Raw genomic sequence first — 21338 nt, forward strand, 5'->3', positions numbered from 1 at the left:
ATGTACAATAATATAATTATATAAAAACGATAGGTATTTACATATAGAAAGTGGTGTTTGCTTTGACTTTAAGACATTTACAAATTTTTATTTGTGTTTGCGATGAACTTAGTATGACTAAAACAGCAGAAAAATTACATATGACTCAGCCATCTGTTAGCCAAGCCATTCATGAAATTGAAGATCATTATAAGGTTCGTTTGTTTGAGAGATTAGGCAGGAATTTATTTATTACGGATGCCGGAAATAATTTATTAACTTATGCACGGCATTTTGTTAATTTAAGTACAGAGATTGAAAATGCTATGCAAAAGTTTGGCAAGCAGTATATGATAAGAATTGGTGCAAGTGTTACAATTGGTGAATGTGTATTAATAGATTTAATAAAAAAACTACATATAGAATATCCAGAATATCAAATAAAATCCGAAATTCATAATACGAGAGTTTTAGAAAAAATGGTACTAAGTGATAAACTCGATATCGCTTTAGTAGAAGGGAAAATAAAATCAGAATATTTGATTGCTGATGCATTTTTGGATGACGAACTGGTTTTTATTGCATCTCCTGATTTAGAATTGATGAAAAAAGATAAGATTGAAATAGCTGATATAGAAAAGATGAATTTCTTTGTAAGAGAGGAAGGAAGCGGGACGCGAAACTTATTTGATCAAGTTATGGAAAGCAAAGAAATAAAATGTAACATTGTAGGTGTTTATAATAATGCAGATACAATAAAAAAAGCGGTTTTGGCGGGATTAGGTATAAGTGTAATTTCTAGATGTGCTGTTCGTAATGAAATTAAAAGCGGAGAACTTTCTGAGTTTAAGATGAAAAATATTAATTTTAAACGGAAGTTTCATATCGTGTATCATAAGAATAAATATTTATCTCAAGGAATTAAAAATATTATGGAAATTTGCAAAAAAATGAGTGAATGAGTTTCTTGGATTTTTAGATATAATATAGTAGAAGTCATTTAAATATATTGGGTTAGGGGAAAGGAGGATGAGATCGTTGTTTGCAAACTTAAAAATGGAAAAAGGCGTTACAACGTTGACTGCTGCTATGATTGTGGCATTAGTTGGTATTGTCTTAGCTGGTATAGTACCCATGATTTCTCAATCAGCAAGAGCGAATATCAGTAATAAAGATCAAATCCAAGCTATGTACGCTGCAGAATCAGGGATTAAAAGAGCAATGAATGAATTGAAAAATAAACCTGATATAGATTCATGGTCAAATGAAGAAAATATTTGGTTGGAAAAAAATGCAAAAAATTATTTGACTGATGGTGTTAGATATGAGGTACAAATACATAGACAAGGTATTTCTGGAAACCAATATACATACAAAATAGAGTCTAGAGGGATTGTTGAGTCGACATTTGGAACTGAGAGTAAGTCGGAAAAAATGGCAATCCTTGTCGTTATAAAAAATGATGATAATTCAGCTGATGAAGTTTTTGGTAAGTATACGTTGTATGGAAATGGACACGTCATACTAACAGGTACTGCTGGATCTATGGTTTATGGTGATATCGTAGCAAATACAAATTATACGTTATCTGGATATACTAGAATCGTTGGCGATATATATATTTATAATAATGCTACGGGAAAATATAACACGATTAAGGAAATGCCTAAACTTACTGTTAATATCCCTGGAATTCCAAGTTGGGAAAGTACAGGGTATACGGAAGCACCTAAAATAAAAGGTGATAATGTTAATTTGTTTGGAGATATTTCTTTATCAGGTAATTATAAAACATCGAATGCGCAGAATTTATACAATATGAATGCTGTTTTATCTGGAAATACCAATCTTTATATAAATGGGCAAAGTGGTTTTAACATGAATAATCAATCTTCCATTAATGGTCAAAATCACGAATTGACTTTAGTAGTAGATGGAAATGTTACACTTACAGATGATTCCTATATTAAAGCAAAGAAGCTTAGAATTTATGCTACAGGTGATGTGATTTTAACAAGTAGAGCAGCGTTAAAAGGTGATGATGTTTTTATATCAGCAGGAGGAAAATTTAAATTTACCGATTCTAGTAATGGAATTAATCCAGATTTTTTTACTGTTGAGAATTATGATATGAATAATAGTTCTGTTCGAGTCTATGCTACGGAAATTGATATTACAAATGGACGGAATATTAATGGAAATAAAATTGTTTTGCATGCAAAAAATCGTTTGTCTTTTAATGGGGACGTTGGGATTAATCGCGGTTTAGAACAATATTTACAAAAGAATCCGAGCTATCAGACAGAAGCTGAAATTTATAGTAATCAACATTTAAGTTTTCAAAACGCTTGTCTTGTAAATGCTAGTGATTGCCGAATTCAAAGTGGAGATAGTATGGAGCTGCGAGGAGATGTAAAAGTCAATGCATATCGAAATATTGCCTATCCGGTTGTTACGCAAATTTACAGTGGAAACCAACTTGTTATACAGGGATATAATAAATTTGAGATTACGGACAGTGTCAAGGATTCACGGAATGATGCGATTATAAAAGCTGAAAATCTGATTAATTTATCAGGGGAAATTTATGCTAAAAATACATTGGTTATTGGTAATCAGAATATAGTTAGTAGTTATGGCAATATGAATCTAGCTGCTATATATAGTAATGGTTTTATGGAAATAAATAATTGGAATCTGCTTATGATTAATGAGGACTATCGTAAAGGTGGAATAATAAAAACATTGGCAAACTATTTGTCATCTGGTGTTGCTGGAGAGAATGAAGTTATTATAAAGGAATGGAAATAATTTAAGTTTTATAAAGAAATCTTCTTGCATAGGTTTAGTAATAAGTTTTATGCAGGGAGGTTTTTTTATGGTAATCAATTTAAAAAAATTAATTGGGCAGAAGCAGTTTGTTTATGGACTTATTGGTTTATTTATCTTTAGTACCGCTTATGTTCAAGTCGCAAATCTTGTAAACACTGGACCCATTGCAATTGCAGGAACCAATACGGAACAAAAAGTGGTTGCATTGACATTTGATCATTCCTGGGGAAATAAATTTACTCCTTCGATTTTGGAAACACTAAGAGCAAATGATGTAAAAGCTACATTTTTTATCATGGGGCCATGGGCGCTTAAATATCCAGAGGTTGCAAAGCAGATAGCTACTGACGGTCATGAAATTGCTAGTCATGGGCATAAGCATGAAAACTATGGAGACCGAACAGCAGATTGGGTAAAGAATGATATTGAAAAAGCCGAAGCGGAAATTAAGGAAGCAACAGGGGTCGAATCAGTGTCTTTAGTTAGACCTCCGAATGGAAGCTATAGCAAAGAAGCATTATCCGTCATTGATAGTTTAGGCTACAAAACGATTATTTGGAATATTGATTCTTTAGATTGGAAAAATCCCGGGAGAGATGTAGTTATTGATCGTGTAGTAAAGCGCTTAAAACCAGGTGGTATTATTTTAATGCATGCCTCTGATACGCCACAGCAAACAGCAGAAGCTTTACCAATTTTACTAGAAAAGATTAAAGCAGAGGGATATCAAATTGTAACAGTGGGGGAACTTTTACAAAACTACGCTGAGGGTGGATTGAAGCGCCACTGATAGCTGAATAAAGAATAAAAAAACCTTTAGCAGGATTTTAGCCAGAGCTAAACGAATTTTATAAAGTTATGTAGTGCGAATATAGATAGCAGTATAAATTATGCTAAAGGTGGCGATTTTTGTGATAGATATGATGACGCCTGCCCGAAAAGCGGCAGAGGGTATTCGACTAGATTTTTCTGACGCAGTGCAGCTATATAAGGAAGAAAATTTGCTTAATTTAGCAAATTGGGCGCGAGCAATCAAAGAAAAAAAGAGCGGCAAAAATGTGTATTATAATGTTAACCGTCATATTAATTTGACGAATATATGTGTATCTGAATGTCCGTTATGTGCATTTGCGTGTACAGCTGAAGAAAAAAGAGCGTATGTAATGAGCCAAGAGGAAGTGGAGAGAATTGTGCAAAGCACGATGGCGAAAACTCCTGATTTAAGTGAGTTTCATATGGTAAGTGCACTTCATCCGGAGAAAGATTTTGATTACTATTTAAATATTGTAAGAGCGGTAAAACGCATTGCGCCTCAGGTACATTTAAAAGCGTTTACCCCGGTTGAAATTGTCCATTTTTCAAAGATATCCAAACGAAGTATTGAAGATGTGCTAAAAACATTAAAAGAAGCTGGGCTGGATTCATTACCTGGCGGTGGTGCTGAAATTTTAGATGATGAAATAAGAAAAGAGATTTGTCCGAATAAAGCAACGACAAAAGAATGGATTGAAACGATAAAAACGGCACATCGCCTAGGTATATTGACAAATGCAACGATGCTTTACGGTCATAAAGAAACGATTGAGCAGAGAATCCGCCATCTGTTCACCTTGCGTGATATTCAAGATGAAACAGGTGGCTTTCAAGCTTTTGTCGCGTTCCCTTTTCATCCGGCAAATACAGGATTTTCAGACCTTAAGCGTGTCAGTTCTTGGGAAGATTTAAAAATGATTGCGTTAACGCGATTGATTTTAGATAATTTTGACCATATAAAAGCTTTTTGGATGATGCTTACGATGCCAATTGCACAGTTATCACTAGCCTTTGGGGTAGATGATTTGGATGGAACGGTCGAAGAAGAAAAGATTATCCATGCAGCAGGAGCAAAAACAAATAAAGGAATTACAAAACAAGAAATTATTCAATTGGTGAGTGAAACGGGATATATTCCTGTAGAACGTGATACATTTTATCAACCAGTAGAAAAATTTTAGTGAGGGAAGAACCATGGGAAAAGCAAAATTAGGGCATATTAATTTTATTAATTGTTTGCCATTAACATATAGCTTTGAAAAAGAAGGGTTTGGAAAAGGACTAAATATTACTTCGGCAGTACCGACAGTGCTAAATAATGATATTGTCAATAACAGGCTGGATGTCAGCCCTGTATCTTCTATTGTTTATGCACGAAATAGTGAAAAGTTTTTGATTATGCCAGATGTGGCAATTAGCGCAGATGGCAACGTGCAGAGCATTATTTTAGTCTCGAAAAAACCAATTGAAGAGTTAACGAATGACAAAATTATTCTAACGGCAAAATCGGCAACTTCTCACTGCTTATTGAAAATAGTTTTAAATAAAGCATATGGTGCAAGACCAAATTATTATATTCGTATTATTGATATGAATCGGATTATTCCCGAGGATGCAACTGCAACTTTATTAATCGGTGATGATGCATTATATGCAAATCACAATCATCAAGAAGGTTTTTATTATTATGATATCGGTATGGAGTGGAAAAAACTCACCGGACTTAGAATGGTATATGCAGTATGGATTATCAATCGGAATTTTGCCAAAAGCCATGCTGATTTATTACAGCTCGTTTTTGATAGAGTAACAAAGGGATTTGCGAATGGTTATCAAAAGAAAAAGCAAGCAATTGAAATGATTTTAAATCATAAACCATTTTCATTTGCGCAATTAGATGAATATTTAGAAGTGATAAAATGGGGTTTTTCCCAGGAACATCAACGTGCGTTGTTGATGTTTTATGAGATGGCACATGAGATGAATTTGATTGACCATGTACCGAAAATAGAACTGGCAGAGGTGATTCGATGAGTTTGTCGCCCAAAGAAGGTTTAGATTTGTTATGTAATGGCGATGTACTCGCACTTGGCAAGCAGGCAGACGAAGTACGTCGTAGCTTACATCCGGATAATACAGTAACTTTTATAGTTGATAGAAATATCAACTATAGCAATGTATGTGTAAGTGAATGCAAGTTTTGTGCATTTTATCGTCGTAAAGGGGAAAAGGGGCAGTATTTATTATCGAATGATGTCATTCTTAAAAAGATTGATGAAACGATTTCAGCAGGGGGAACACAAGTTATGATTCAGGGGGGGTTACACCCTGATTTGGATTTTCAATATTATCTTGATATGCTGAATTTAATAAAAAAGAAGTATCGGATTACTATCCATTCTTTTTCGCCAGCAGAGGTCATTCATATGGCGAAGAAAGCCAATTTATCTATTTTAGATACGCTTAAAGAATTAAAAAAAGCCGGATTAGATTCACTTCCGGGAGGCGGTGCTGAAATTTTAGTCGATGAAGTTAGGCAGCGTGTCAGTCCAAAGAAAATATCAGCTGGTGAGTGGCTAGAAGTCATGGAAATTGCGCATGGCATTGGTCTTGAGAGTACTGCAACGATGGTAATCGGTATGGGAGAGACGCTAGAGCAAAGGATTGAACATATGGAAAAGGTTCGTCAATTGCAAAAGCGTACGGGCGGCTTCCGGGCATTTATTACATGGACATTCCAACCCGGGAATACTGAACTTGGCGGGAAAAAAGTTACTGCCTGGGATTATTTAAAGACGTTGGCTGTAACGAGAATTTATTTAGATAATATTAAACATATTCAAGGTTCGTGGGTAACGCAAGGGCAAAATATTGGACAACTTACGTTAGCTTTTGGGGCAGATGATTTAGGTAGTATTATGTTAGAAGAAAATGTGGTCAGAGCCGCAGGAACTTCTTATCAAATGTCAATTGATAAGATGGTAAATATAATTCGTGACGCTGGAAAGGTTGCCGCTCAACGTGATACCCAGTATAATATAATAAGAAAATTTGAATAGAGGGAAAAGAATGAGTATACCAAATGTAGAATTTGCTGTAATCGGAGGATCAGGTACATTGTCTAGCGATTTTCCATTGGGTGCAAAAGCTGATGATGTAACGATATTAGAAGATGAACTCGTTTTTGATACGCCATATGGGACAAGTCCGGTTTTTCGTTTATTTTCGGTAGGTAAGAAAAAAGTTTTAACTTGTAGAATGCATGGTTGGCGTAGTGAAGTGAGCCGAGCGGATGCGTCCAGACAAATCTTTTGGGTGTTTCGGGAAGCTGGAGTAAAACGAATTATCTCAGAAGGTGGAGTTGGGACAATCAATCCACTATTAGATCCGCGTGATTTTTTAATTCCAGATGATTATCTTGATATGTCAGAGCGTAAAGGCGTGGGCTTGGAAGGTAAGTATTTACTGATTATGCGTGATGCGCTTTGCCATGAACTGCGTCAAACGTTGATTGAAAAAACGAGAGCTGAATATAAAGGCAGAATTTTTACCCGTGGAACTTATGCAGTAACTGAAGGCAGACATTTTGAAAGCCCAGCAGAAATTGCAATGTTAAAAGGACATGCTGATATTGTTGGACAAAGTATTTGCCCAGAAGTGTATTTAGCAAGGGAAATTGGTGCATGTTATGCAGGAATATATTTTGTTGTAAATTATGGTGAAGGGTTAGTAAAATCTTGGTCGCATGAAGTTTTGGAAAATATTTTTTACGATGATGCTCCAATGATTAGTCGTATTATTTTAGATACAATTCGCGATACAAAAAGTGAAGGAAAATGTGAATGTAAAGATCTTCGCAAAGAAACACTATTAAAAGGTATTTACAATAAGTAGAATCTTGTGGTATATTGTCGTCATTACCAAAGTCGAGGAGGAAAGAAATTTTGGAAAGTAAGCATCATGAAATGGTATTAATATTAGATTTCGGTGGTCAATATAATCAATTGATTGCCAGACGTGTAAGAGAATGTGGCGTTTATTGTGAAATAGTGCCTTATGATTATAGTATTGAAAAAATTAAAGCGAAAAATCCACGTGGTATTATTTTTACAGGTGGACCGAATAGCGTGTATGGAGATGATACACCAAAAGCAGATCCACAAGTTTTTGAACTAGGAATTCCTGTACTTGGAATTTGTTATGGACACCAATTTATGGCATATACATTGGGCGGAGTAGTAGAAAGCCCAGATATTAGAGAATACGGAAAAACTGCAATTGCTTTAGATGGCGCATGCAAGTTATTTGAAGGAATTGATGCCGATAACGAATGCTGGATGAGTCATACAGATTTTGTTTCTAAAGCACCAGCAGGCTTCAAAATTGTTGCAACTACGAAACAATGTCCAATTGCAGCAATGGCAAATAAAACAAAAAAATTATATGGTGTACAATTCCATCCAGAAGTTGAACATACACCATATGGCAAAAAAATGTTGGCGAATTTCTTATTTGATGTTTGTGAATTAGAAGCAGATTGGAATATGTCTTCTTTTGCTGAGAGTAAAATCGCTGAAATTAAAAAAATCGTTGGCGATAAAAAAGTTTTATGTGCTTTATCCGGTGGTGTTGATTCCTCAGTTGCAGCAGTGCTTGTACATAAGGCTGTTGGTAAACAATTAACTTGTGTGTTCGTTGATCATGGCTTACTTAGAAAAGATGAGGGTGATCAAGTAGAGGCGATTTTTAGAGAACAATTCGATATGAACTTAATTCGTGTTGATGCAAAAGATCGTTTTCTTGGAAAACTTGCTGGGATATCTGATCCAGAGCGTAAACGTAAAATTATTGGTGAAGAATTCATTCGTGTATTTGAAGAAGAATCTAATAAACTTGGCAAAATTGATTTCCTAGTACAAGGTACAATTTATCCAGACGTTGTTGAAAGTGGAACAAAAACCTCTGCGACAATTAAAAGTCATCATAACGTAGGTGGTTTGCCAGAAGATATGGATCTAGAATTGATTGAACCACTTCGTGAATTGTTTAAAGATGAAGTTCGTGCGGTTGGTGAAGAATTGGGAATTCCACATCATTTAGTATGGCGTCAACCATTCCCAGGTCCAGGTCTTGCAATTCGTGTACTTGGTGAAATTACGGAAGAAAAACTATTTATCACGCGCGAAGCAGATGCAATCTTTAGAGATGAAGTTGCAAAAGCAGGCCTAGAAGGTAAGATATGGCAATACTTTGCTTGCTTGCCAAATATTCGTTCCGTAGGTGTTATGGGTGATGAAAGAACTTACTGTCACACAGTAGCACTAAGAGCAGTAACCAGTTCCGATGGAATGACTTCCGATTGGGCACATATTCCATACGAAGTATTAGATAAAATTTCCCGCCGTATCGTTAACGAAGTAAAAGGTGTAAATAGAATTGTTTATGATATAACAAGTAAACCACCATCCACAATTGAGTGGGAGTAAAATGAATGTCGTAGGGCACTGCCATTTATGCTCCAAAGGGCAAAATGGCTTAACCTGCCGACATAGAAAAAACGACCTTGCATTAAAGCTTTTCGAAGCTTGTGCAAGGTCATTTTTTTATCCTCAACCCGCGTAAATACAGGAAGTTCTGCTTGCTAAAAGAGGCGGGCACCATGGAGTGGCGGGCATTCCTGGCAAAGCCAGGGAGAATACAGGAAAATGCCCTTTGGAGAATAAATGGCAGTGCCCCACGACATGGTGATGTTTTCTTTTATGCTTTTTGGCAAAAAGCATAGCGCTATGACTTTCATGAACATTGGCTTGAACGCCCGTAACATAGGGGAGAGTATATTCATGATTTTCTGTTTCCCAAAAACCGAGTCTCCAATTCCCCCAAAACCGCCCATTTTCATTTTTGGGCGCGTTTTTGGGAAAATGGAGTCAAGCAGCAGAGCGTTCCTAATATGGAGGTTTTGCAAAGGTGAGGAAGAAAAATTTTAAAGGTCGTTGTGAAAAACGTGTCATTGCAAAGTGCAATGAAGTATGCAGGACATACGATGCGATCCAGTATGTCTATGCAGATATTCTGCAAGCAAGTGATGAAGTAAAAGAAATCAGGTGCAATGTCCCGCTTAATGGGCGGGACATTAGCGAATACACATCGGATTTTGTCTGCGTCAAGTCTGACAATGATTTGATGGTGCGTGAATGTGTGTTCCGCAAGTTTCTGATGAAGGCACTTACGGTCAAGCTGCTGGATGCTTCAAGGGAATACTGGTTAAGGCATGGGGTCACCGATTGGGGGTTAGTCATTGATGAGAAAAATGATTTGTTGAAGGACGGTGACAACATTATCAGGGTTTTAGAGGTAAAGCCTGATAAAATCCTCATTATCGACTGCATCAAAAGGACTATGCCCGTATGGGTGGAATCTTCGGCTTTGGATTCCTTCTCTTGCTGCACTGATGAAGTACTGAACCAGGCTACAAATTTTATCGTCACCGATATTGAAAATCTAAATGCTAATCAGAAAAGAATCATGTTTGAGCGTTATACATTAATTGCATCAATTTTCCCTTTTGTAGCAGAGGAAAGAATGCGTTCAAAAGTTATCGATTCTATAGATACAGAACACAACATATCTAAGCAGACCATCAGAAACTATTTATGCTTGTATTTGGTCTATATGAATATAATAGTCCTTGCCCCAAGGCAACGGCTAGACGATGATGGAAAGCTTACACAAGATGAAAAAAACATACGATGGGCTTTGAACAAATTCTTCTATACCACGAAAAAGCAATCACTTATGACTGCTTATACCATGATGCTGAAAGAGAAGTATTGTGATAGTATGGATATTCTAGCAAACCAATACCCGTCTTTTTATCAATTTCGTTACTTCTACCGTAAAACAAAAAAGATGCAGAACTTCTATATTTCCAGAGATGGATTGAAGAGTTACCAGAGAAATAACAAGCCTCTTATTGGTGATAGCATACGGTCGTTTGCTCCTGCTATTGGCGCTGGTATGCTGTATTCTACTATACTTGTTCAGAACGAACATATACATTTCCACCCCAGTGGTGATGCGCTGCCAATCCAAGAAGACATTACTATCATTAGAAAACTGGTCGAAGCAGGTAAGTTACTGGATATTAACATTTTGGACCATATTATTATCGGTAAGGGGAATTTTGAGAGTTTAAAAGAGCGAGGAATCTTGTGATAAATAGTTTATCAATATTAAGAGGCTTATACTACATCTAAGCTGGATAAGACAATAAAAGTACCCTATTGTTGCATCGAGACAATGGTGTATTTCTGCTTTTTAAATTGGAAGTTTTCAATTGTTTAACCTTGCTGAAATTACTGGATTATCTAATTAGGTTCCTGCCAACATTTTGACCCAAATATACGCTAAGCTTCAATTTTGTTTTGTTATTTCTGCGTTGAGGTTATCTATTTATGGGAAACTAACCTGCTCTATTTACGTCGATTCCGCTTACCATCATTTGCAAGTATTCTTTCGCCTGTGCCTTTGAGCACTCCTTTTTATCGAGATATTTCCATTCCAAGATAATCAATACCGCTTTACTGTATAGTTTTGCAGCCATCTCCTGCGGTATTTTGAATTGGTGGGTATTCGGACTGCTTTTAAAAGCTGCCATCATATTTGTGATCAGATAAAAATGAATTTGATTGATAAAGTATTGATTCGGGCAATTATTCTTCAAAATATTCTGTACGATTTCAATGTTTTGGTCAAAGAAATCAATAAAGTTTTCCATCAGTGCGTTCAATCGTTTCTGACAATTACCTGTTTCTTGATTGCTGCTGTCAATTTGCTTATGAACGGTCAAAAAACAGTATTCCAGAAAGTCATATTTATCATCGAAATAATTATAAAAGGTAGCTCGCGGCAGCATTGATTTTTCGCAAAGCTCTTGAACGGCAATTTCCTCGAAAGATTTTTCGGCGAGCAAGGTCAACATTGCTTGCTGCAAAGAAATGAGAGTCCGAGATGCGCCAATGGTTAATTTTTTAGATAAATCATACTTCATTTGAAGACCTCCTTTGACATTTTTTCAAATCTGTATAAATTTTGACTTTTCTACGATTCTGTCACTTGTATTCTTGATGAGTCCATTATAGACTAGAATAAAAATTTAGACAACTGCAAAAATACGGTCACGAGAAAATATAGCAAGCGATTATAGTTAGTCTTTTAAAAGGTGAGGTACAGTTGTGGAATACAATGAAATTTTAGCGATGCAGAAAAATTTTTTTTATTCCGGTAAAACCAAGACGTATCAATACAGGCTGGATGCGTTAAAGGCGCTGAGGGAATCCCTAATTTATTATGAAGAAGAAATCAACCAAGCGCTTATGGACGATTTAAACAAATCGCCATATGAAACTTATATTTCTGAATACGGCATATCGCTGCAGCAGCTTACTTACGCAACCCGTCACCTGAAAAAATGGATGAAGCCAATACCCAGATCGGTTGGAATCAATTCATTTCCTGGCAAGGCTTATGACATCTTTGAGCCTTATGGCACAGCCCTCATCGTATCGTCTTGGAATTATCCCATTACACTGACCATCTTACCGCTAATCGGCGCTATAGCAGCGGGTAACTGCTGTGTCATTAAGCTGTCAGAATTGTCGCCGAACACATCAAACGTAGTCGAAAAGATTGTGGCACGCGCCTTTCCGAAAGAATATGTCACCACCATATTAGGTGGAAAAGAGGAAAGCCAGCAGCTTCTCGAACAGCGTTTTGATTACATCTTTTTTACCGGAAGCACCGCAGTAGGTAAGTATGTGATGGAAAAAGCGGCACAGCATCTTACTCCGGTGACACTTGAATTGGGTGGTAAATGCCCGTGTATCGTGACTGCCGATGCCGATATACGGGAGGCGGCAAAAAACATAGCGTATGGCAAAGTTCTCAATAGCGGACAGACTTGTACCGCTCCGGATTACGTGTTGGTGTATGAAAAAGTAGCGGAACAGTTTTGCAGAGAAATTACAAATCAATATAAAAAGATGGTTGGGGATTCGCTTACAAATCCGGTATATCCGCGCATTGTAACTGAAAGACACTTTGAACGGCTTCGACGCCTCATGGAAGAGGGAACGGTTTATAGTGGAGGACATTTTGATCAAGGAGCGTTGAAAATAGAACCGACCGTCCTGGTCGATGTGAAGCCTGATTCTCCCGTGATGCGCGAAGAAATATTCGGTCCCCTCCTCCCAGTCATTCCCTATAGCACGCTGGACGAGGCGGAGACATTTGTACAAGAGAGGGAAAAGCCGCTGGCGCTCTATCTCTTTACAACAAGCAAAAGCACAGAAATAAGAGTACTTAACAAACTCTCCTTTGGCGGAGGCTGTGTAAATGACACGATTTCCCACATGACCTGCGATGGTCTGGGGTTTGGCGGGATCGGCCACAGCGGCATGGGAACGTACCACGGTGTATATAGCTTTGAGGCCTTCAGCCACAAGAAAGGGATTTATAAAAAATCCAGGGTGTTTGGGCTGTCGCTGCGATACCAGCCATATGCCCAGAAAGTAAGCAGGCTGCTTAGGTTCTTGATGAAATAAGTGTAAATTCGTATTTCAAAAACAAACAGAAAAGAGGGTAAAGGGATGAGGTATCCAAATTTATTTTCACCCATGAATATTGGTTCAGTGACCATCAAAAACCGAATTGTGATGTCCTCCATGTGCATTGGATTGGCGGCGCATGACGGCGCGGCGAGCAAAGAATTATCCGACTATTATGAAGAACGCGCCGCCGGAGGCGTGGGTCTTATCATGACAGAATGTACCCGCGTCAATGAGACGGATTGCGTGTCCCATTCTAGCATGTTATCCATGTCACACGACAGATATATTGAGCCGTTTCGCAGAATCACGGAAAAGGTGCATGCCCATGGCACTAAGATTTTTGTTCAATTGTTTCATCCCGGTCGGCAAAACGTGGTTATTTTCCCAACGCTGTGGCAATTCAATGAGAGAGTTGCAAGGATTTTTCCTCCATATTGGGATTTATTTTTTAAAGCCACCGGTAGCTTTGATGAATCCGCCATGGAAGATCCCAAAACCGTGAAGCGGATGAAGCGCTATATGAAGCCGCTCCTTGCACCAAGCGCTGTTCCTTGTGGCCTTGGTGACAATCCTATTCGTAATCAAACTACCATTGCCATGACAATACCTCAGATTAAAACACTGGTCAGCCAGTTTTCCGCCGCTGCGAAACGGGCGAAAAAAGCCGGAGCCGATGGCGTGGAGCTACACGCTGCCCATGGATATTTGCTGCAGCAGTTTTTAAGTTCCTACACTAACCGTCGTACGGATGAATACGGTGGCTCTCCGGAAAACCGGATGCGACTCATTCAGGAGATTATAGAGGACATCCGCCAAAAGTGCGGGGCTGATTTTCCCATCAGTGTGCGATTGACAGCAGATGAGTTCTATGACACGATTGGTTATCCCGGTCAAGGGATCACCTTGGGTGAGGGCGTAGAGATTGCGAAACGGCTGGAGCAGTTCGGAATTGACGCGCTCAATATCAGCAGCGGCGCTTACGATACGGAGCACACCTCCTGCGAACCAATCAGCTATGAACCCGGCTGGCGCAAGTATTTGGCGAAAGCTGTTAAGGGAGAGGTCAGCATTCCGGTAATGGCGGCTAATTTGATCCGCTCTCCGGAACAGGCGGAAGCGCAGCTCGTGGAAGGAACCCAAGACTTCATCGCCATGGGGCGGCCTTTCCTCGCTGACCCTGAATGGTCCAATAAAGCGAAGGAGGGGCGCAGCGAGGATATCCTTAAGTGTATTTGCTGCCTGCGTTGTATGGAATGTTTACGTAAAAACATCATGAACGGCCAGCCGATTGAATGTGCCGTCAATCCCCGCACCTGTCAGGAAAATAAATATGAACGCAATGCACCGAAAGATGGTCATCAGCGGCAGATCGTCATTGTGGGCGCTGGCCCGGCGGGCTTAACAGCGGCAAGAGAACTGGCGGCGCGGGACTTCAAGGTAACCGTACTGGAAAAGAATGCAGAACCCGGCGGTCAGCTTCTCTTGGCGAAATCGCCGCCGCATAAGGAGAAAATCGGTTGGCTCATTGAGGGATTAACCCATTTGGCAACTCAGCAGGGTGTAACAATTGAGTACAATATCGAAGCCACCAAAGAAGTTATTGATACGTATCATCCCCATGCCGTGATCTTCGCAACCGGCGGAGAGGCAATCTCACCGAGAATATCGGGATCAGAATCAGAATCGGTTGTCACGGTGACGCCGATTTTGACAGGGGAAAAAACCTACTCCAATAAGAAGATTGCCGTTGTCGGCTCCGGTATGACCGGGCTGGAGACAGCGGAATTACTGTTGGAACAAGGGAATACCATCACTGTAATTGAGATGGTGGATAAAATCGCTCTCGGCGCACATCCTTCTAACTCTATGGATGTAGTTAAAAGATTAAAACAGGGGAATGTTAGATTTTTCCTTGGCAGGCGGTTGGATCAAATCGACGATGGCATGCTGCACCTGAGCCGGAAAGACGGCGTTCTTGAATCAATCAGTACGGATGTGACGGTGCTTGCCACTGGTGTACGTAGTTGCAACAGGCTGGCAAAGGAATGCTTCGGCCATTATGATCATCTTTATACCATCGGCGACGCAGAAAAAACCGGACGCATCGGCGACGCGACTCGCGGAGCTTTCGAGCTGGCACGCTCTTTACATTGATGTTACCCATAATCGTGAATTATTTGGAAAAATGAAAAAGCTGGTAGTTGACATCGAAATAGTAATGAATCATTTGGAGGAATAAGAAATGTCAGATTGTATTCGAATTGATAAAGCCGCTTGCATTGGCTGTGGAATGTGCGTGAAGGATTGTCCGCACCATGCCATTGTTTTGAAGGATAAAATAGCTGAAATGAAACTTGATCGTTGCATGGAATGCGGTCACTGCGTTGCGGTCTGTCCAAAAGCTGCCGTCAGCATGAATGGCTATGCTATGGACGAGGTAAAAGAATATGATAGGGATACTTTTACCATCGCGCCTGAAACCTTCCTCAATAACATAAAGTTCAGACGCTCCATCAGGCATTATAAGAATATGCCTGTAGAACATGAAAAAATCATGCAGATAATTGATGCTGGAAGGTACACCCCTACGGGAAGCAATAAGCAGCGGATACGTTATGTTGTTGCTGAACACCCGGAGGATAATATCGAAAAGGACGCAATCATAACCTTTCGGAAGATAAAGTCCGTAACCGATGTGGTTGGTAAATTCATTAAGTTACCGATTGATACGAGAAAATATCAAGTTGATAAAGGGTTTTTCTTCCAGGGGGCGCCAACAGCTATTTTTGTAATATCCGATGATACGGTCGATGCTGCATTGGCTTCAACAAATATGGGTACTATGGCTGAATCACTTGGTCTTGGTGTATTATATGTTGGATTCTTTGTACGAGCTGCACGAATAAATAAAACTATCCGCAAAAAGCTATCGATTACAGGGAAAGAACGATTGGTAACTGCTATTGCTATTGGCTATCCTGATGCTCATTACAAGCGGACTGTTCCGAGAAAACCAGCAAAAGTGCAATGGCTGTAAGCTTGTTCAAATATTACAGAATTGTGAAAGGGATTTGACCTGATTGACACCCTAGTGTCTTGACAAAGTTAATTACACTACCTTAACGTGCAGGTGGATACAAAGCACGACCAGCATATCGAAACCTTGAAACGGGTATAGATCACTGTTGCGAGCTCTTTTAGTGTTTGTTTGAATATTAAAAGTGTAGAGGTTTGCCCTTAATAAGCAACTTTCTGCGCTAAATTTACTTTCATCATCCAGCGTACAGGGATGATGAGGTATTCTGTTTGTCTCTTTTGCGATCGGGAGGAAAGGCAGCTATAATAATTGTAACAAGGTCGAGGATACTATGTCGTGGGCACTGCCATTTATCCGCCAAAAGGGCAAAATGGCTTAGCCTGCCGACATAGACAAAACGACCTTGCATTAAAGCTTTTCAAAGCTTATGCAAGGTCATTTTTTTATCCTCAACCTGCGTAAATACAGGGATTTCTGCTTGCTAAAAAAGGCGGTCACCATGGAGTGGCGGGCATTCCTGGCAAAGCCAGAGAGAATAATCTTGGACACGCCCCCTACTTGTGAAGTTCTTTTGTGGAAAGAAAGCGCTAAGAATGAAGGGACGCTGCCTATTAATGTTTTTCACCTAATAAAGTAACGATGATTTCAGAAAGTTTTTCAGGCGATTCTTGATAATTATCATTTATCCAAGTATTTTTTATGTTTCCCAAGCCACCTGCCATAAACGATTGAATGTATTTCGTGTCTACTTTTTCGCTACAAATCTGGTTTTCAACTGTACTTAAAATTTTTTCCATATATGTGTGATAACATTCAATAGGATCATATCTAAATTCAGTTTTATTTAGTAGATTTAAAAAATCCCTATGGTTTTTCCAAAATTCAAAATAGACTACTAATACTGCATAAAATGTTTTTACCTCCAATTTATTAACCTCTTCAACAAGAGCTTCGTATAACTGAGCGATATAAGCAAATAACACAAAATCTTTTGATTTAAAGTGTCGGTAAAATGTTTGTCGAGTTAAAGCTGCTCTCTCAATAATATTTTGTGTTGTAATTTTATCATATTTTTTTTCGGCCATTAATTCTAACAAGGCACTAATGATCCATTTTCTTGACCTTATGGCTATGATGTTTGAAGGTTCTTTTGTCAAAATGTTACACTCTCCCTTAACTTGTATCACTTGCTTAGAATCCATTGACTATATAGTACTGCTTAATTATAATACAACTCAGAAGGTGTTACAAGTGTCACACTTTGCAAATAAATAAAGAAAGGAGGTGGCGTAAATGATTTTTTATTTTTCCGGTACAGGAAATTCCCTTACTACTGCAAAGAGATTAGCGGAACAACTTAATGATCAAGTTATGGCAATGAATACCGCTTTGAAATTCAAAGATGAATTTACAAATAAGAGAATTGGTTTTGTATTTCCTGTATATTTTTATGATGTGCCCAAAGTTGTTGAAAAGTTTATAGAAAAACTTGAACTGGCCTCAGGATATTACTTTTACGCTATAGCCACTTGTGGTGGTGAACCAGGAAATGCATTGCATTCTGTGCGGGAATTATTTTTTAAAAAGGGATTAGAGCTTTCTTATGCAAAAGCAATAACATTGCCTGATAATACCGCGCCTCTGCTTAACTCGCATTATGATCTAACTACTCTGAAACCTCTACAAAATACAATTGAACAAATAGCTTCGGATATTCTATTGAATACTGAAAATACAGCAGAGACGAGATACAAATATAAAGCCAAGCTGTTAAATATTACAACTAGAAAGTTTGCAGAAAGAGAACTATCAAAAAAACAGGCTGATGAAAACCTTTGCATTCAATGTCACATTTGCGAGAAAATATGTCCGGCAAAAAACATTAGACTCATAGATGGAAAAGTTAACATTGGAAACTCGTGTGATGAGTGTTTAGCCTGTGTTCATTGGTGTCCACAGGCTGCGATTAGATTTAATAAGCGAAGTATTTCCATAAAGCAGCAATACCATCACCCAGACATTGTACTGCAAGACATGATTAATTCTTAGGCTGATATGCTTTGCGCACAAGTTTTTATTAGAACCAATAAATCAGAAAGAGGAAGAAAAATGCATTATACCGGAACCATCTATAGACCGCCTGTTGAAGCAGATTCATTGCTTTTGCAAGTCACTGTGGGGTGTGCCCATAATAAATGTACTTTTTGTAGTATGTATAAAGATGTGAACTTTAGTATAGAGAGATTGGAACAAATAGAGAAAGATTTAATGGAAGCACGAACCTACCATGATCGGGTGGAAAGAGTTTTTTTGGTAAATGGGGATGCTTTTGTTCTCAATGCAGATTACTTAAAAGCTATAGCCACAAAGATCAGGGATTATTTCCCTGAATGTAAAACAATAACAATGTATGCTTCCATACAGAATATTAAAGCTAAGAGGGATGAAGAATTAATTGAGTTAAGAAGATTGGGGATAAACGATTTATACGTGGGCTTAGAATCAGGATCTAGTGATGTTGTAACCCGAATTAATAAAGGTCATAGCATTCAAGAAGCTAAGGAACAATTAGAAAGATTAAATAATGCAAACATAAATCATATGGCATTGCTTATGTTGGGGGTAGCGGGAAAAGGTAAGGGCGTAGAAAATGCTAAATTAACGGCAGAATTGCTTAATATAACTAAACCAAAACTTGTCTGGGTTGGAACCTTGGGGGTAATAGCAGGAACGAAGTTGCAGGAAGAAATCATAGCGGGTCGTTTTGAAGAAGCTACTGAAATCGAAAATCTGATTGAGGAGAAAACATTGATTGAAGAGATTCAATTAAAAAATATTCCATTCTATGGTGTGCACAACACGAATGCTATCCCACTTGCAGGGATGCTACCCAGAGATAAAGAGAAAATGTTGATGATACTCGAAGATGGCATTAATGATTTTGACGAAGACGCCTTTAAGAAAACATTTAAACGAATTCCCAGGTAGAAAAACAGAAACCATGTTTTATTAACCAATTACTCAAATGATCGTATTAATAGCGCGAAATTTTCAATTTGTAAATCCAACCAAAATCATTTTTAGGAAAGGCGAGATTATTCAACTATCGAAGGAAATTCCTTTAAACAGCAAGGTCTTGGTCTTATACGGTGGAGGAAGTGTCCCAAAAAGTGGGTTGCTTCAAAGTATCAAAGATGTATTGCAGAATTTTTACGTGGGAGAATTTGGCGGTATTGAGCCCAATCCGACATATGAAACGCTCATGAAAGCGGAAAAAGCAGTCAAAATACTTCAGTATGGGGAGCGAGTATGGAATATAACTGGAGATATGCCGGAAAAAGAAAAAATCAACCTGGCTATGAACTGACCCCCAAAAGTTAGACCTAAATTTAACTTTTGGGAGGTCAGTTTTTTCATGGCAAAATATAGTTTTGAAATTAAACAAAAAGTTGTCCAAGCATACTTATCTGGTGAAGGTGGATACAAATTTATAGCAGATAAATATAAAATAGCAGACAAATATATAGTAAGGAGATGGATAAAAACTTATGAAAAATTGGGTTCTAATGGATTAATGAGATCCCGAAAAAATCAAACTTACTCTTTTGAATTTAAACTTTATATGGTAGAGTCATATTTAACAACAGAAGTCTCGTATGAGGAGTTGCTTTAAAGGCCGGAGTGAATAATCATCCACTAATTACCAAGTGGGTAAATGATTTTAGAATTGCTGGTCCTGAGGCTCTGAGAGAAAAAAGAAAAGGACGGCGACCCAAAGTGATAAAACCTAAAAATGATAAAACATTGCAAGGTATAAGTCAAACTCCTGGTGCACAATATCTTGAACAACTAAAAGAAGAAAATTTAAGACTTAGAATCGAAAATGCATATTTAAAAGAACTGAGGAGACTGCGTTTAGAGGAAACACCTCTAAGCAAAAAGCGAAAATCATCCACAGCCTCCGGGGAGAATTTAAACTAAAAAGATATTCTCGCATTTACAGGTTTCCAAAAAGCAACATATATGTATTGGCAAAAACGCTTTGAACGCAAAAATCCTAATGAAGAACTAGAAACCCTAATCCTTAAGATTCGAAACGATAATAAAGATTTTGGATATAGACGAATTTACGGTCAATTGCGCAAACAAGGGATGAATGTGAACCATAAGAAAGTGCAAAGAATTGTTCAGAAACTTAAAATATAAGTAACTTCCTTTATCCGGCTGTTGTTCATAAGGTATTGGAAATCAGTTTATAATTAATTAATGGAAGGAAGATTGTTAGTGATACAAGATAAAAAATATTTGCTATGGGAAATGATTTTTGGTATTTATGCATGCTCAAAGTTCGAATAACTTACTATCAATGGCTAATTATATTTGTCGAAAGGGATGAAATGTTATGAACGAAGTCATACAAAATATGTTAACAAGAAAAAGCATAAGAACTTATAAAAAGGATCAGGTCAAAGATGAGGATTTAAAGGACATTATTCAATCCGCAATCCATGCACCGTCCGGAGGAAATTCGCAATCTTGGATTTTTACTGTGTTGCAAAATGACGATAGACTAGCTGAACTTAACGACCAAGTAAAAGAGGTATATAAAGATATTGAAGTAAATGAAAAAACATATCGGTCCATTGTAGCAGGAAAGAATGCAGCAAAGAATGCAGGCTATAATATATGATCCAGGATTTGTTAGTTTCCATCAGGATAAAGGAATCGGGCAAAAAGATTTTAAAAATGGTAAAAAAATCGCATGGTGGGAATTATTAATGTTACATCAGATTCTCTTGCTGATGGAGGAAAATAGTGAAGAGGTTATCAGCTTTTTTCAGAGAATAAGAACAACATAAATTTGTTTAGAGTGAATACTGAGACAATAAGTAGAATTTATTGTGGTTATAGGTGTGATGCTGATGAAGTAAAGGAGTTCGCTTGTAGTAATTCACAATTGGCATGCAAAAATGAAGCTTATAAAAAAGCAGAAGGCAAGCATAGGATATATCCCAAAAAAGAAATATGGTATCATTATGCTTTTAAAGATCAAGGAATAAAAATTGAAT

22 protein-coding genes are annotated in these 21338 nt (G+C 37.9%); 20 read left to right on the top strand and 2 right to left on the bottom strand.

Annotation, left to right across the window (positions count from 1 at the left end):
• Positions 1-62 precede the first annotated feature (62 nt).
• From P3F81_RS04185 to P3F81_RS04225, 9 genes are all read left to right on the top strand, one after another.
• On the top strand, positions 63-941 hold the full coding sequence (locus tag P3F81_RS04185) for a LysR family transcriptional regulator (protein ID WP_147667795.1): 879 nt from the start codon (positions 63-65) through the stop codon (positions 939-941).
• 67 nt (positions 942-1008) lie between these two features.
• Positions 1009-2790: a hypothetical protein gene (locus P3F81_RS04190; RefSeq protein ID WP_147667796.1), complete on the top strand. Its 1782-nt coding sequence runs from the start codon at positions 1009-1011 to the stop codon at positions 2788-2790.
• Between the two features lie 67 nt (positions 2791-2857).
• The gene (gene pdaB / locus P3F81_RS04195) at positions 2858-3601 is read left to right on the top strand and encodes a polysaccharide deacetylase family sporulation protein PdaB (protein WP_147667797.1); all 744 of its coding nucleotides are present in this window, start codon (positions 2858-2860) and stop codon (positions 3599-3601) included.
• A 130-nt stretch (positions 3602-3731) separates the two neighbouring features.
• Positions 3732-4805: an aminofutalosine synthase MqnE gene (gene mqnE / locus P3F81_RS04200; RefSeq protein WP_147668221.1), complete on the top strand. Its 1074-nt coding sequence runs from the start codon at positions 3732-3734 to the stop codon at positions 4803-4805.
• 13 nt (positions 4806-4818) lie between these two features.
• On the top strand, positions 4819-5658 hold the full coding sequence (locus P3F81_RS04205) for a menaquinone biosynthetic enzyme MqnA/MqnD family protein (protein ID WP_147667798.1): 840 nt from the start codon (positions 4819-4821) through the stop codon (positions 5656-5658).
• Positions 5655-6683, top strand: a complete 1029-nt coding sequence (gene mqnC / locus P3F81_RS04210; RefSeq protein ID WP_147667799.1) for a cyclic dehypoxanthinyl futalosine synthase — start codon at positions 5655-5657, stop codon at positions 6681-6683. The genes P3F81_RS04205 and mqnC overlap by 4 nt, the downstream gene beginning before the upstream one ends.
• A 10-nt stretch (positions 6684-6693) precedes the next feature.
• The gene (locus P3F81_RS04215) at positions 6694-7518 is read left to right on the top strand and encodes an MTAP family purine nucleoside phosphorylase (RefSeq protein WP_147667800.1); all 825 of its coding nucleotides are present in this window, start codon (positions 6694-6696) and stop codon (positions 7516-7518) included.
• Between the two features lie 71 nt (positions 7519-7589).
• Positions 7590-9110, top strand: coding sequence for a glutamine-hydrolyzing GMP synthase (gene guaA, locus P3F81_RS04220; RefSeq protein WP_147668223.1), 1521 nt, complete (start codon positions 7590-7592; stop codon positions 9108-9110).
• Between the two features lie 481 nt (positions 9111-9591).
• A complete protein-coding gene (locus P3F81_RS04225) occupies positions 9592-10839 on the top strand; it encodes a JAB domain-containing protein (RefSeq protein WP_309320683.1) in 1248 nt (415 codons plus the stop codon).
• 247 nt (positions 10840-11086) lie between these two features.
• On the opposite strand, the gene P3F81_RS04230 is transcribed toward P3F81_RS04225, so the two are convergent.
• Positions 11087-11674, bottom strand: coding sequence for a TetR/AcrR family transcriptional regulator (locus tag P3F81_RS04230; protein ID WP_147667895.1), 588 nt, complete (start codon positions 11672-11674; stop codon positions 11087-11089).
• A 184-nt stretch (positions 11675-11858) separates the two neighbouring features.
• Between P3F81_RS04230 and P3F81_RS04235 the strand changes: the two genes are divergently transcribed.
• The 3 genes from P3F81_RS04235 to P3F81_RS04245 all read left to right on the top strand — a co-directional run bounded on the left by P3F81_RS04235 (position 11859) and on the right by P3F81_RS04245 (position 16269).
• Positions 11859-13226, top strand: a complete 1368-nt coding sequence (locus tag P3F81_RS04235; protein ID WP_309320684.1) for an aldehyde dehydrogenase — start codon at positions 11859-11861, stop codon at positions 13224-13226.
• 45 nt (positions 13227-13271) lie between these two features.
• Positions 13272-15386, top strand: a complete 2115-nt coding sequence (locus P3F81_RS04240) for an NAD(P)/FAD-dependent oxidoreductase (RefSeq protein WP_147667897.1) — start codon at positions 13272-13274, stop codon at positions 15384-15386.
• A gap of 88 nt (positions 15387-15474) precedes the next feature.
• Positions 15475-16269 carry a nitroreductase family protein gene (locus tag P3F81_RS04245; RefSeq protein WP_147667899.1) on the top strand — a complete coding sequence of 265 codons (795 nt, stop codon included), beginning with the start codon at positions 15475-15477 and terminating at the stop codon, positions 16267-16269.
• 611 nt (positions 16270-16880) lie between these two features.
• Here P3F81_RS04245 and P3F81_RS04250 read toward each other — a convergent pair.
• Positions 16881-17426: a TetR/AcrR family transcriptional regulator gene (locus P3F81_RS04250; RefSeq protein WP_309320685.1), complete on the bottom strand. Its 546-nt coding sequence runs from the start codon at positions 17424-17426 to the stop codon at positions 16881-16883.
• Positions 17427-17562: 136 nt separating this feature from the next.
• Here P3F81_RS04250 and P3F81_RS04255 point away from each other — a divergent pair, with 136 nt between their 5' ends.
• The 8 genes from P3F81_RS04255 to P3F81_RS04285 all read left to right on the top strand — a co-directional run bounded on the left by P3F81_RS04255 (position 17563) and on the right by P3F81_RS04285 (position 21128).
• Entirely contained in the window at positions 17563-18318 is a 756-nt protein-coding gene (locus P3F81_RS04255) for an EFR1 family ferrodoxin (RefSeq protein WP_147667903.1), read from the top strand.
• Positions 18319-18378: 60 nt separating this feature from the next.
• Positions 18379-19257, top strand: a complete 879-nt coding sequence (locus P3F81_RS04260) for a radical SAM protein (RefSeq protein WP_147667905.1) — start codon at positions 18379-18381, stop codon at positions 19255-19257.
• Between the two features lie 37 nt (positions 19258-19294).
• Entirely contained in the window at positions 19295-19636 is a 342-nt protein-coding gene (locus P3F81_RS04265; RefSeq protein ID WP_147667907.1) for an iron-containing alcohol dehydrogenase, read from the top strand.
• Between the two features lie 48 nt (positions 19637-19684).
• The gene (locus P3F81_RS04270) at positions 19685-19942 is read left to right on the top strand and encodes a helix-turn-helix domain-containing protein (RefSeq protein ID WP_309320688.1); all 258 of its coding nucleotides are present in this window, start codon (positions 19685-19687) and stop codon (positions 19940-19942) included.
• 8 nt (positions 19943-19950) lie between these two features.
• A complete protein-coding gene (locus P3F81_RS04275; protein WP_309320689.1) occupies positions 19951-20250 on the top strand; it encodes a hypothetical protein in 300 nt (99 codons plus the stop codon).
• Between the two features lie 42 nt (positions 20251-20292).
• On the top strand, positions 20293-20475 hold the full coding sequence (locus P3F81_RS12900; RefSeq protein WP_147667910.1) for an IS3 family transposase: 183 nt from the start codon (positions 20293-20295) through the stop codon (positions 20473-20475).
• A gap of 196 nt (positions 20476-20671) precedes the next feature.
• A complete protein-coding gene (locus P3F81_RS04280; protein ID WP_147667912.1) occupies positions 20672-20959 on the top strand; it encodes a nitroreductase family protein in 288 nt (95 codons plus the stop codon).
• Positions 20928-21128 carry a hypothetical protein gene (locus P3F81_RS04285; RefSeq protein WP_147667914.1) on the top strand — a complete coding sequence of 67 codons (201 nt, stop codon included), beginning with the start codon at positions 20928-20930 and terminating at the stop codon, positions 21126-21128. Before P3F81_RS04280 ends, P3F81_RS04285 begins: the two co-directional genes overlap by 32 nt.
• The last annotated feature ends 210 nt before the right edge of the window (positions 21129-21338 follow it).

The sequence above is a fragment of the Selenobaculum gibii genome, from assembly GCF_030273445.1.
GTDB lineage: Bacteria > Bacillota > Negativicutes > ICN-92133 > ICN-92133 > Selenobaculum > Selenobaculum gibii.

Excerpts from the sequence above, each read along its gene's own strand:
- P3F81_RS04190 (WP_147667796.1), top strand. The coding sequence starts at position 1,009 with ATGAGATCGTTGTTTGCAAACTTAAAAATGGAAAAAGGCGTTACAACG.
- pdaB (WP_147667797.1), top strand. The coding sequence starts at position 2,858 with ATGGTAATCAATTTAAAAAAATTAATTGGGCAGAAGCAGTTTGTTTAT.
- mqnE (WP_147668221.1), top strand. The coding sequence starts at position 3,732 with ATGATGACGCCTGCCCGAAAAGCGGCAGAGGGTATTCGACTAGATTTT.
- P3F81_RS04205 (WP_147667798.1), top strand. The coding sequence starts at position 4,819 with ATGGGAAAAGCAAAATTAGGGCATATTAATTTTATTAATTGTTTGCCA.
- mqnC (WP_147667799.1), top strand. The coding sequence starts at position 5,655 with ATGAGTTTGTCGCCCAAAGAAGGTTTAGATTTGTTATGTAATGGCGAT.
- P3F81_RS04215 (WP_147667800.1), top strand. The coding sequence starts at position 6,694 with ATGAGTATACCAAATGTAGAATTTGCTGTAATCGGAGGATCAGGTACA.
- guaA (WP_147668223.1), top strand. The coding sequence starts at position 7,590 with ATGGTATTAATATTAGATTTCGGTGGTCAATATAATCAATTGATTGCC.
- P3F81_RS04230 (WP_147667895.1), bottom strand. The coding sequence starts at position 11,674 with ATGAAGTATGATTTATCTAAAAAATTAACCATTGGCGCATCTCGGACT.
- P3F81_RS04240 (WP_147667897.1), top strand. The coding sequence starts at position 13,272 with ATGAGGTATCCAAATTTATTTTCACCCATGAATATTGGTTCAGTGACC.
- P3F81_RS04245 (WP_147667899.1), top strand. The coding sequence starts at position 15,475 with ATGTCAGATTGTATTCGAATTGATAAAGCCGCTTGCATTGGCTGTGGA.
- P3F81_RS04255 (WP_147667903.1), top strand. The coding sequence starts at position 17,563 with ATGATTTTTTATTTTTCCGGTACAGGAAATTCCCTTACTACTGCAAAG.
- P3F81_RS04260 (WP_147667905.1), top strand. The coding sequence starts at position 18,379 with ATGCATTATACCGGAACCATCTATAGACCGCCTGTTGAAGCAGATTCA.
- P3F81_RS04265 (WP_147667907.1), top strand. The coding sequence starts at position 19,295 with ATGATCGTATTAATAGCGCGAAATTTTCAATTTGTAAATCCAACCAAA.
- P3F81_RS04270 (WP_309320688.1), top strand. The coding sequence starts at position 19,685 with ATGGCAAAATATAGTTTTGAAATTAAACAAAAAGTTGTCCAAGCATAC.
- P3F81_RS12900 (WP_147667910.1), top strand. The coding sequence starts at position 20,293 with ATGTATTGGCAAAAACGCTTTGAACGCAAAAATCCTAATGAAGAACTA.
- P3F81_RS04280 (WP_147667912.1), top strand. The coding sequence starts at position 20,672 with ATGAACGAAGTCATACAAAATATGTTAACAAGAAAAAGCATAAGAACT.
- P3F81_RS04285 (WP_147667914.1), top strand. The coding sequence starts at position 20,928 with ATGCAGCAAAGAATGCAGGCTATAATATATGATCCAGGATTTGTTAGT.